This is a genomic window from Streptomyces sp. NPDC055013 (assembly GCF_053608645.1).
The window spans coordinates 52836-64491 of record NZ_JBSGVW010000014.1 but is presented as its reverse complement, the minus strand read 5'-3'; the positions used below and the strand labels follow the sequence as shown (position 1 = coordinate 64491).

The following is an 11656-nucleotide window of genomic DNA, read 5'->3' as shown; positions in this document are numbered from 1 at the left end:
CCGTACACCAGTACGCTCATTGCCGGTGTACGGGGAGGACAACCAAGTGGACAGAGGTGCGATACGCCGACGACTGGCCGTCGGCCTGGCGTTGCTGACCGCGTCCGGACTGCTCGCGGTCGCGATGCCGGCCGAGGCGCAGGCTGCCGCCTCGCGCTGCGAGGGGCGCAAGGTCAGGACGTACCCGTTCGCCACCGGCACCCTGTACGTCTACAAGCGCGGCGGCCACATCTGCGCGATCACCGTGCCCAAGGACCCCGGGCGCCGGCAGAAGATGATGGTCAGTGTGCAGGCCTACCGGGCCAGGCCGGTCGTCGACGAGGGCCAGTACAGCCGCCGGGCCGGCCCGGTCACCGTCCACGCCGGGCACCGCTGCGTGTGGGTGAAGGGGAAGGTGGGACGGGGGTCTGTGAGCAAGGGCTGGATTCTGTGCTGACCGGTCGGGCCGCAACCGCCCTCCGCGGCCACGCCGGGCGCTCCTCCCTGTCCGAACGCCTCCTTCTGCCCTGCCTCCCCTGATGTCTCCATCTCCCCTGTTGTCCCGCTGAGTTGACCGATAGCTTGCGCCGGACATCTGTTTCTCAGGGGAGGGTGCATGGCCCGCAAGACCCTCAGATGGCTGCTGACGCTCGCGCTGTTCATAGGCACGCTCGGCACGGCTTCGACAGGGGCGGCCACCGCCGCCGAGCCGGACATCAAGCAACGTCTGCTGTCCATACCGGGCATGAGCTTCGTCGACGAGAAGCCGTACCCCGGCTACCGCTTCCTCGTCCTCGCGTACACGCAGCCCGTCGACCACCGCAACCCGTCCGCGGGCACCTTCCAGCAGCGCCTCACCGTGCTGCACCGGGACGTCTCCCGCCCGACCGTGTTCTACACCAGCGGCTACGAGGTCTCCACGACACCGAGCCGCCGCGAGCCGACGCGGATCGTCGACGGCAACCAGGTCTCCATGGAGTACCGCTTCTTCACACCGTCCCGGCCCGAACCGGCCGACTGGACCAAGCTGGACATCCGGCAGGCCGCGGCCGACCAGCACCGCATCTTCACGGCGCTGAAGCCGGTCTACGACAAGAAGTGGCTCTCCACCGGCGTTTCGAAGGGCGGCATGACCGCCACGTACTACGAGCGCTTCCACCCCCGCGACATGGACGGCGTCGTCGCCTACGTCGCCCCCAACGACGTCGTGGACAACGAGGACTCGGCGTACGACCGCCACTTCGCCCACGTCGGCACCAAGGCATGCCGGGACCGGCTGAACGCCGTGCAGCGGGAGGCGCTGGTGCGCCGGGAGCCGCTGAAACAGCGGTACGCGGCGTACGCGGCCGAGAACGGCTACAGCTTCGACACGCTCGGTGGCCTGGACAAGGCGTACGAGGCGGTCGTCCTGGACTACGTCTGGGGCTTCTGGCAGTACAGCCGGCTCTCCGACTGCGACACGATCCCGGCGAACGCGGCAAGCGCCACCGACGAGGCGATCTGGAACTCCATCGACAAGGTCGGGGGTTTCTCCTTCTACACGGACCAGGGCCTGGAACCGTACACGCCGTACTACTACCAGGCGGCCACGCAGCTGGGCGCACCGGCGATCGGGTTCCCGCACATAGAGCGCAAGCTGATCCGCTACGGCTACCTCCCGCCACGCGAATTCGTCCCACGTGAGATCCCGACGCGATTCCAGCCAAAGGCCATGCGTGACGTGGACACCTGGGTCCGCCACAACGCCCGGCACATGCTCTTCGTCTACGGCGAGAACGACCCCTGGAGCGCGGAACGCTTCCGCGTCGGCAAGGGCGCCCGTGACGCATACGTCTTCACGGCACCGGGAGCCAACCACGGGGCCCTCGTGGCAGGCCTCCTGCCCACCGAGCGCGAGCTGGCCACGGCCCGCATCCTGAAGTGGGCGGGCGTCGCGTCACCCACGGCCGAGCCGAGGCCGCTGGCGGCGTACGACGCGAAGCTCGACGCGCGGGGCGTGGAAGGGGAGTCCGTGCTGCGTCCGTGATGTGCCTCGGCCGGTGACCGACGGCGGGTGCGGGGTGCCCGCCGTCGGGGCTGTCCTCAGTTCGTCGGGCACACGGGGGCTGCGTCATCGTCGGGGAGGTAGACGGCGCGTTCCTCGGAGGTGAGATCGCGGTTGACGGTCCGGCAGATCTGTTTGATGGCGTCGGCCGGTTCTAGAGAAGTGATGACGTCCCACAACTGAGCTGTCCCGGCGTCGCCTGCGGTGGCAAGGCTGCGGCTGTCAGGACTGAATGCCAGCGAGTTCGCGCCGTAGAAGGTGCCGGTGAGTGTCGTGCGGGTCTTGCTGGTTGCCGGGTCCCAAAGTCGCACGGTTCCCTCAGCACCGGCGGTGGCGAGGGTGCGGCCGTCGGGGCTGAACGCCACCGCTCGGACAGACGCGGTGTGCTTTGTCAATGCAGTGCGCATTTTGCCGGTGGCCGCATCCCACAGGCGCGCTGTTCCATCGTGGCCGGCGGTGGCGAGCGTGCGCCCATCAGGACTGAAGGCCAGCGCCAGCACGGCGTCGTCGTGTTCCTTGAGCGTGCGGCTTCTGCCGGTGGTCATGTCCCAGAGCCGTGCCGTGGAGTCCGCGCTGCCTGTGGCGAGGACGCGGCCATTGGGACTGAAAGCCACCGCGTACACCGCATCGCTGTGCCCGACGAGCGGGGGGAGAGCCTCACCGGTGTCCGCGTCCCACAGCCGGACGGTTCCGTCGTTCTCGCCGGTCGCCAGCGTGTGGCTCTTGGGGCCGAAGGCCACTGACCACACCGAACTGTGGAGTTCGGCGAGAGTGGCGCGGTACGTGCCCGTAGCCGGATCCCAAAGTCGCACGGTTCCGTCATCGCTGCCGGTGGCGAGGGTGCGGCCGTCGGGGCTGAAGCCCACCGCATTCACCTCGTTGTCGTGGCCCTTGAGCGTGTTGCGCGTCTTGCCGGTGGTCGCGTCCCACAGCCGTACCGACTTGTCTGCGCTGCCGGTGGCGAGGGTGCGGCCGTCGGGGCTGAAGGCCACCGACCAGATGAGGTCGGTGTGCCCCGTGAATGTGTTCCGGTCCTTGCCGGCGGACGAGTCCCAAAGCCGTACTGTCTTGTCACGGCCGGCGGTGGCGAGCGTCCGGCTGTCTGGGCTGAAGGCCAGCCCGAGAACCGTGTTGGCATGGCCGGTGACGAGGGCTCGAGGCGAACCAGTGGCTGCGTCCCACAGCCGTACGAAGCGGTCGGTGCTGGTGGCGAAGGTCTTGCTGTCCGGGCTGAAAGCGATCAGAAGAGCGGCTTCGAACAGGGTGGTGCGCACCTTGCCGGTGGCCGCGTCCCTCAGGTGAACGTCGTAGTTGTCGGCGGTCGCGAGGGTGTTGCCGTTAGGGCTGAAGGCCACCGAGGCCACCGGTTCCGTGTGTTCCTTGAGCGTGGTGCGGGTTTTGCCGGTGTGTGGGTTCCACAGCCGTACTGTCTTGTCGTCGCTGCCGGTGGCGAGGGTGTCGCCGTTGGGGCTGAAGGCCAGGGTCCGCACCTGTTTGGTGTGTCCTTTGAGGGTGGTGCGGGTTTTGCCGGTGTGTGGGTTCCACAGCCGTACTGTCTTGTCGTCGCTGCCGGTGGCGAGGGTGTCGCCGTCGGGGCTGAAGGCCAGGGTCCGCACCTGGTCGGTGTGTCCTTTGAGGGTGGCGTGGGTCTTGCCGGTGCGTGGGTCCCACAGCCGCACTGTCCTGTCGTCGCTGGCGGTGGCGACGGTGTCGCCCTCGCGGTTGAACGCCACCGCATTCACCTCGTTGTCGTGGCCTTTCAGCGTGGCGCGGGTTTTGCCGGTCGCCGGATCCCACAGCCGTGCCGTTCCGTCGGCGCCCGCGCTGGCGAGTATCCGGTCGCGAGGGCCGAACGCCACTGCCCGCACTTCGTCCGTGTGTCCGGACAGGCGGCGATGCTTCGGCAGGCCCGCTGCGCTGCGCAGGCTCTCGATCGCCTCGGAGGTATGGCTGGTGCGGTACGCCTGGACAGCCAACAGCGACGCAAGTTCGGGGTTCGTGACGATGAGTTCGTCCGACTGGTCGGCGAGCTGTCGAGACACTGTGGCTTGCCGCGCGGCCACTACCGTCCGCCACTGCCAGATGGCACCCCCGCCAGCAATGAGCGCAAGCACCAGCAGCCCCCCAAGCACCGCGTTGAGCCGCCTGCTGCGCCGAATCGCAGCCCTCTGCCGCTGCTTGCTCGCCGTCAGGAACTCCGCGATGTCGGCGGGCAGCCGGCGTTGCCCCGACCACTCCAGGCCCTCCGCCAGCGCCGTCCCGCCCAGCAGGTCTCCCGGATCCCTGTCCGCGGACCAGTGGGACTGGCGTTCACGCGTGAGGTCGAGCCATTCCTGGAAGCGGTGGTCCTGATCGACCCAGTTGCGCAGTGCGCCCCAGTTGCGGATGAGTGCCTCGTGGATCAGCTCGGCGACCGGCTCCCCGGGAGGAGCACCGGGGCGCTGCTGTCGGGTCTGCAGCGTCTGGGTGGTGATGATGCGACGGCGCGTGAGCGTGGCGATGACGGCGTCCACGGCCGCCTGCTCGTCGGTGGGGACGCGACTCGGGTCGGCCGCCAGGTCGCGCAATTCGTCGAGAGGCACCTGCGTCCGCACCGCTGTGACGTTGCGGCTTGGATCGGCGGGGTGCACCAGTGACGTCAACGTCCGCCGGGCGATGATCTGTTGCTCGGCGGTCAGCTCCTCCAGGGCGCTGTCGCACCAGGTGGTGAGACTGCCGCTGACCGCGCCGATCCGCCGGTACGCCTCATGCGTGAGGTAACCGTCCTTTCGGCGGAGCCACAGCTGGCTGAGCGTCATCTCCAGCAGGGGAAGCACGGTGACCGGGGCCTGGCGGGTGACGGCCGCCTCATGGGTGATGTCCAGGACGTCACTGATGATCTGCTCGGGCAGTCCCGGCTGGAAGCGGAGTCCCACGTCCAATGCGGGAAGGACGATGATGTCGTGAAGGTCTTGCTGGCTCAGCTTGCCCGGCACATTCAGGAGTCCCGGCATCGCCGCTTCCAGCAGCCTGGGTGCTAGGGATGCCAGTTGGGGATAGAAGTCGTCGCGCATGATCAGAATCACGGTGATCTTCGTGTACGCGTCGGCAGCCGTCGTCACCTCGTCGACAACGCCGAGCAGCTCGCGCAGCCGGCCGTTGGACTGCTGGATCAGTAGCTCCTCGAACTGGTCGATGACCAGCAGGATCCGCTGATAGGAGGGCTCGGCGCCCAGCCGGTGGTTGACCGCGGCCGTGAGGCCGTCCGTGCTCGCCCCTGGCAACCCGGCCCGTTCGATCTCCGCCGGCATGTCCCGTCGGGGCCGCGCGAGGATGGGCAGCCACCGGTCGCTGCCGGGCAACTCCCCGTCCGCGAGTGCCCGCAGCACCCCCGCTTGGATCAGCGACGACTTGCCCGACCCCGACGGCCCGAGCAGCAGTGTCAGCCGCCGTTGCTGGGCCAGGTTCATCAGGACCTGGCGCACCGCGTCCGACCGGCCCTGGAACCACCGCGCCTGCTCCGCGGTGAACGGCTCCAGCCCTCGGTAGGGACACACGTCCCGCTCGGCCAGCTCCGGCAGGATCTCCCGCAGCACCTGTGACGGAGTGACGTACGCGATGCCCTGCCCGCGCTCGAACTTGTCAGGGGCGGTGATCTCGGTGAGCATGCCGATGACCAGACCGGTCACGTCGTCAAGCACGGGACCACCGCTGAAGCCGGTGGTGAGATCGTTGGCGTCAGTCAGCTGTAGGTGCGCGCCCCTGCCGTCCGAGCCCGGCAACAGGTCGCCGGCCACGCCGTAGCCGAAGTGTCCTTCGGGCGGGGCCTGGGCGGGGAATCCGAACGAGCGGACCTGGTGGCCCCGGCATCCCTCCGCCGAGCCCAACGGCAGCGCCGGTATGCCGGCCGACGCGCCGCTCAGCCGGATGAAGGACACGTCCTCGTCCTCTGCGGCACGCCACAGCCCGCCCGGGACGTGCCCCTGCACCCGGTCCGCACCCTTGCCATGGGGGAAGGCCAGCGTGACCTCGCTCCCGGGGCCGCCTCCGGCCGCTGCGACGACGTGGGCACAAGTGACCACGACACCCTCGGCGACCAGAAAGCCTGCCCCCGCCACGCTTCCGTCAGGTCCCAGGACCTGTGCCACGGCAGCGGGCAGATGCGAGGCTGTGCCGTCGTCGGACCACTTGTCGGAGTCGTCCACCGGATCAGCCCGGGCTCTTCCACGACACGGTCACCCTCAGATGACAGGCTGCCTGACTCTTGGTGATCACGGCCCCTGCCTCGAACGCGAGGTCGACCCCGAACTCGACCGTGATTTCGTCGGGCCGAGCCTTGCGCAGCTGATCGAGTGCCGCGCGAGCTGCCTCCGTCACCGGCTCCAGGGCCTCTTGCAGAGTTCGGGGCACATCTTGAATGGCATCACCGATGCGGCCGGCCTTCACCGGCCCTTCCAACGAGGCCGGTGCCTCGATCAGAATGCGGCCCCCACCCTCCAGCGGAATCCGAGTCAGAGCTGCCAATACGCCTCCTCCGGCGGTAGTCCCGGCCAGGATCACCACATCCGGCAGGGGACCGCACCACGGAGTAGGCCGTATGCCTCACACCGGCCGCGCGCAGCCCACCGGTTTCTCGCCGCCCAGCTGGACGTACAGGGCCGTGGACAGGGGGCACTTCGCCCGCTTGTCCACGGCCTTGGTCACCTCGTACTGCGGCTTCTGCCGACCCTTGCCGTCGCATGCCGTCTCGCGTACCTGTCCGTCGCCGGAGCTGTAGACGCAGTCGCCGACGATCGTGCGGGGGCCGCCTCCGCTGCCCGGGTCGCCGGGGTGGGGCGGGGCCAGGTTGCGCATGCAGGCGTAGCCCTGCGGGATCGCGCCGTCGCCGTCCTCGTCGGACGTCCGGCTCTGCTCGCTGATGTGCAGGACGAAGTCCGTGGTCCCCGGGCACAGCGGCCCGTCGCCGACCTTGCCGTCGTGCCGCGCCACGACCCGCGCCGCCGCCCGCTCGCCCGTGCAGGACACCTCGGTGAAGCTCGTCGTCCCGAAGGAACTGCACTCGTCGACGCCGAGGAACACCGCGCCGTAGCCGGCGGGCCGCGTCGGTGGTGTCACCAACTGCTCGCCGGCTCCGGCCCCGGAGCCCTCGCTCCGGCTCCTGCTCGCGCTCTCGCCCTCGCCGAGCCGCCCGTTCTGCTCCGTCGCCCCCGACGGACTCTGGCACCCCGTCAACAACGCGCCGAGCAGCGCAAGCAACGCACAGGCCACCCCTGCAGCACTTCTCCCACGCATCGCACTCCCCCCGGTACCCCCGACCAGCGTGACCCGCGGGAGCAGGCGCACGCCAGACGTGTGGGGTCCTTTGCGTCGGTTGGGGGTGAGTGCGCCCGTTGTGTGGCGTACGGGCGCTACGTCCAAAGTGCTACACGGCGCTAACCGCGCCCGTACGACAGCCCGTGGCCGATCGGATACAGCACCCGCGTCGGATCGTCCGCCCGCTGCACCGGCACCGGCAGCTTCCCGCGCGGTGCCACTCGCCCGGCGATCACCCGCGCGGCGGCCCGCAGCTCGACGTCGGTCCAGGAGTAGGACGCCAAGCAGGCCTGCACGGCGGGCAGATGGGCCACGTCGTACGGGTTGCGGACCGCGACCGCCACCACCGGCCTCCCCGTCGCGAGAAGCTGCTCGACCAGCGCCTTCTGCGTACTGCTCGCCGTGACGTTGTACGTCCCGACCACCACCGCGTCCGCCGTCCGAGCCGCCTCGACGGCCTTGGCGATGGCGGCGGAGGAGGGCGCCGTACCCGTCGACAGGGCGGTGGCCGTGAAGCCCAGCTCGGTGAACGCGGCGGCGAGCACGCCGGTCGGCGGTCCCGTCGTGCCGGACGGGGAGGCCGGGTCGGCGCCGACGACGAGGACCTTGGGGTGCCTGCGCCGGGACAGCGGAAGGAGCGAGCCCTCGTTGACGAGCAGGGTCGTCGTCCGCTCGGCGATCCGGTCGGCCGTCCTGAGGTGGGACGCGGTGCCGACGTTCCGCTCGACCCCGCTCCGGCTGACGTACGGTGCGTCGAACAGCCGCAGCTTCGCCTTCAGCCGCAGGATCCGCAGGATCGATTCGTCGAGCCGCGCCTCGGTCAGCTCGCCGTCCTGGACGGCCTTCAGCACCGCGTTCCACGCGATGTCGAGGGAGGGCGGGTTGAGCAGCTGGTCCACGCCTGCCTTGAGCGCGAGGACGGGCACGCGGTCGTCGCCGTACTTCGTCCGTACGCCCTCCATGCCGAGCGAGTCGGTCACCACGAGCCCGTCGTAGCCGAGCTCCTCGCGCAGGATGCCGGTGAGGATGGGGTGGGAGAGGGTGGCCGGGTCGCCGGAGTCGTCGAGGGCCGGGACCATGATGTGGGCGGTCATGATCGAGTCGATGCCGGCCCGGACGGCGGCCCGGAAGGGCGGCGCGTCGAGCTGGTTCCACTGCTCGCGGGTGTGGGTGATGACCGGGAAGCCGTAGTGGCTGTCGACGGCGGTGTCGCCGTGGCCGGGGAAGTGCTTGGCGGTGGCCGCGAGTTGCCGGGAGTGCTGGTATCCGGCCACCTCGGCGGCGACCATGCCGGCCACCGCGGCCGGTTCGGCGCCGAAGGAGCGGACGCCGATGACGGGGTTGGCCGGGTTGACGTTCACGTCGGCGACGGGGGAGTAGTTCTGCCGGATGCCGAGCGCCCGCAGTTCCTGTCCGGCGATACGACCGAGGGTGCGGGCGTCGGAGCGGGAGCCGCCGGCTCCGACGGCCATGGCGCCCGGGAAGAGGGTGGCGGGCTCGCCGACGCGGCAGACGATGCCGTGCTCCTGGTCGGTGGAGACGAGGACCGGTAGGCCGCGGGGCTGGGTGAGGGACGCCCGCTGGATGCCGTTGGACAGGTCGGCGATCTGGTGCGGGTCGCGGGTGTTGTGCGCCCAGGTGAAGTAGATGATGCCGCCCACCCGGTACCTGGCGATCAGCTCGGCCGCCGTGCGGACGCCGATCTCCTTGAGGTTGGCGTCGATGTCGGCCTGGTCGGGGGTGGTGGCGGAGTGGCCGTAGACCCGCATGACGAAGAGCTGGCCGACCTTCTCCGGCAGGGTCATCCGGGCGATGAGGGCCCGCAGTTTCCTGTCGTCGTGCTTGCCGTCGGGGCCGGCGTGGGCGGTGCCGCCGAGGGCGAGGGCGGAGGTCATGCCGGCGGTGGCGGCGAGGACGGTACGTCTGGAGGGGACCGACGTGTTTCCCATGCTTCCCGTGCTGGTGTCGGGCACGTGCGCTCCTTCCGGAGGTGGTGCGCTGAAGGAAACTTCCGAGAAGTCACCAATAACCGGGAAGTTTCTGCCAGTCAAGGGAATGCACGGCAACCGGTCGCCAAGGAGGGGCCGCCATCGGCGCAGTTGGAGGGGGGCGCGCCGATGACGGCGTGCTGCCGGCCGCGGCACGGCGGAGAGGGTTGGTCAGCGATCGCAGCCAGCAGCGAGGGCCGACACCGCACCACGGTGACTCTCCGGCAGCTTGCGGGTTGGACGAGCGGGGGTGGGGCTGGGTTCCCGGGATGGCCGGAAATCGGGAAGTTGGTGAGGTGGGGGGTGGTGGGGCGGGTGGGAGGGACCGTGGCTGCTGCGGGCCACGGGCCACAGGCGAGCCCCGTAGGCAGGTCCAGGCAGGTCCACGCAGGTCCACCCCATGGACGCCCCCGCGTCGAAGCCGCCGGGCAGGCGATCATGTGGGGATGCCCGTAGTCGACATCCCCGGTTCCAAGTCCGTCACCGCCCGCGCCCTGTTCCTCGCGGCCGCCGCCGACGGTGTCACCACCCTCGTACGCCCGCTCCGTTCGGACGACACGGAGGGCTTCGCCGAGGGGTTGGGGCGGCTGGGCTATCGGGTCGGGCGGACTCCGGACACCTGGCAGGTCGACGGCCGGCCGCAGGGCCCCGGGGTCGCCGAGGCCGACGTCCAGTGCCGGGACGGCGCGACGACGGCCCGCTTCCTGCCGACGCTGGCCGCCACCGGCACCGGCACGTACCGCTTCGACGCCTCGCCCCAGATGCGCCGCCGGCCCCTGCTGCCGTTGACCCGCGCACTGCGTGACCTGGGCGTGGACCTGCGGCACGAGGACAGGGAGGGCCACCACCCGCTGACCGTGACGGCGGCCGGCGTCGAGGGCGGGGAGGTGACGCTGGACGCGGGTCAGTCCTCGCAGTACCTGACGGCGCTGCTGCTGCTCGGGCCGCTGACCCGCAAGGGCCTGCGCATCACGGTCACCGACCTGGTCTCGGTGCCGTACGTCGAGATCACGATCGCGATGATGCGGGCCTTCGGGGTGGAGGTGGGCCGGGAGGGCAACGCCTTCCTGGTCCCGCCCGGCGGCTACCGCGCCACGACGTACGCGGTGGAGCCGGACGCCTCGACCGCGAGCTACTTCTTCGCGGCGGCGGCCGTCACGGGCGGCGAGGTCACGGTTCCGGGCCTGGGCGAGGGGGCGCTCCAGGGCGACCTCGGCTTCGTCGACGTACTGCGGCGCATGGGCGCGCAGGTGGACGTGGGCGCGCGGTCGACGACGGTCCGGGGGACCGGCGAACTGCGGGGTGTCACCGTCAACATGCGGGACATCTCCGACACCATGCCCACCCTCGCGGCCATCGCCCCGTTCGCCTCCGGCCCGGTGCGGATCGAGGACGTGGCGAACACCCGGGTGAAGGAGTGCGACCGGCTGGAGGCCTGCGCGGAGAACCTGCGGAGGCTGGGGGCGGAGGTGACGACGGGCCCGGACTGGATCGAGATCCTGCCCGGCGCCGGCGCCTCGGATCTCGCGGGGACGGAGATCAAGTCCTACGGCGACCACCGCATCGTCATGTCCTTCGCGGTGACCGGGCTTCGGGTACCGGGTATTTCGTTCGACGACCCCGGGTGCGTACGGAAGACTTTCCCGGGATTCCATGAGGAGTTCGGTGCGTTGAGCGCGAGGTTGTGACGGGGGTCGCCGGGTGAGTTTCCAGTTGGAGGGGCCGGTCCTCGAGGGCGCTCTGGTGCGGCTGGAGCCGCTGGAGCACCGGCACGCGGCCGATCTGGCGGTCGCGGTCGAGGAGGGCCGCGGAAGCTACTCGTTCACATGGGTGCCGAGGGCCCATGAGGTCGGGGACTACATCGACGCGCAGCTCGCCCGTGCCGCGGCGGGGCGGCTGGCGCCTTACGCGCAGGTGTCCGTCGCCACGGGGCGGGCCGTCGGCGCCACCTCGTACTGGGAGCCGCGCTGTTGGCGCTCCGACGATCGTCTCGACGCCGTCGAGGTCGGGTTCACCTGGCTCGCCCGCTCGGCCCAGGGCACCGGCATCAACGCCGAGGCAAAGCTGCTGCTCTTCCGGCATGCCTTCGAGGGGTGGGGCGTGTCCCGCGTGGACCTGAAGACGGACGCCCGCAACGAGCGCTCGCGTGCGGCGATCGTGAGCGTGGGCGCCCGCTTCGAGGGCGTGCTGCGGAACTGGTCGCGCTCCTGGGCGCCGGGGGAGGAGGGGCGGTTGCGGGACTCCGCGATCTTCTCCATCACGGCGGGGGAGTGGCCGGAGTGCCGGGGGCGGTTGGAGGAGAGAGTCGCCGGGTTCTTGCCGTAGGGCCGGTGTTCTTCTGTCGGAGAGCTGG

The 11656-nt window shown here is 70.3% G+C and carries 8 protein-coding genes; 4 read left to right on the top strand and 4 right to left on the bottom strand.

Annotation, left to right across the window (positions count from 1 at the left end; translation table 11 throughout):
* Positions 1 to 46 precede the first annotated feature (46 nt).
* Together ACWGDB_RS19755 and ACWGDB_RS19750 are read left to right on the top strand one after the other, a co-directional pair.
* Positions 47 to 436: a hypothetical protein gene (locus tag ACWGDB_RS19755; RefSeq protein ID WP_453823567.1), complete on the top strand. Its 390-nt coding sequence runs from the start codon at positions 47 to 49 to the stop codon at positions 434 to 436.
* 159 nt (positions 437 to 595) lie between these two features.
* Positions 596 to 2005, top strand: coding sequence for an aminopeptidase (locus ACWGDB_RS19750; protein ID WP_453823566.1), 1410 nt, complete (start codon positions 596 to 598; stop codon positions 2003 to 2005).
* 56 nt (positions 2006 to 2061) lie between these two features.
* Here the strand turns inward: ACWGDB_RS19750 and ACWGDB_RS19745 are convergent, their stop codons facing one another.
* The 4 genes from ACWGDB_RS19745 to ACWGDB_RS19730 form a co-directional block, all read right to left on the bottom strand.
* The gene (locus ACWGDB_RS19745; protein WP_453823565.1) at positions 2062 to 6207 is read right to left on the bottom strand and encodes an nSTAND1 domain-containing NTPase; all 4146 of its coding nucleotides are present in this window, start codon (positions 6205 to 6207) and stop codon (positions 2062 to 2064) included.
* A 4-nt stretch (positions 6208 to 6211) separates the two neighbouring features.
* A complete protein-coding gene (locus ACWGDB_RS19740) occupies positions 6212 to 6565 on the bottom strand; it encodes a CU044_2847 family protein (RefSeq protein WP_453823564.1) in 354 nt (117 codons plus the stop codon).
* A 39-nt stretch (positions 6566 to 6604) separates the two neighbouring features.
* Positions 6605 to 7294, bottom strand: coding sequence for a hypothetical protein (locus tag ACWGDB_RS19735; protein ID WP_453823563.1), 690 nt, complete (start codon positions 7292 to 7294; stop codon positions 6605 to 6607).
* A 140-nt stretch (positions 7295 to 7434) separates the two neighbouring features.
* A complete protein-coding gene (locus tag ACWGDB_RS19730) occupies positions 7435 to 9288 on the bottom strand; it encodes a glycoside hydrolase family 3 protein (protein ID WP_453823562.1) in 1854 nt (617 codons plus the stop codon).
* A gap of 461 nt (positions 9289 to 9749) precedes the next feature.
* Between ACWGDB_RS19730 and aroA the strand changes: the two genes are divergently transcribed.
* Positions 9750 to 10991 (top strand): 3-phosphoshikimate 1-carboxyvinyltransferase, encoded by a 1242-nt coding sequence (gene aroA / locus ACWGDB_RS19725; protein ID WP_453823561.1) that lies wholly within the window; start codon positions 9750 to 9752, stop codon positions 10989 to 10991.
* 13 nt (positions 10992 to 11004) lie between these two features.
* A complete protein-coding gene (locus tag ACWGDB_RS19720; RefSeq protein ID WP_453823560.1) occupies positions 11005 to 11628 on the top strand; it encodes a GNAT family N-acetyltransferase in 624 nt (207 codons plus the stop codon).
* Positions 11629 to 11656 lie beyond the last annotated feature (28 nt).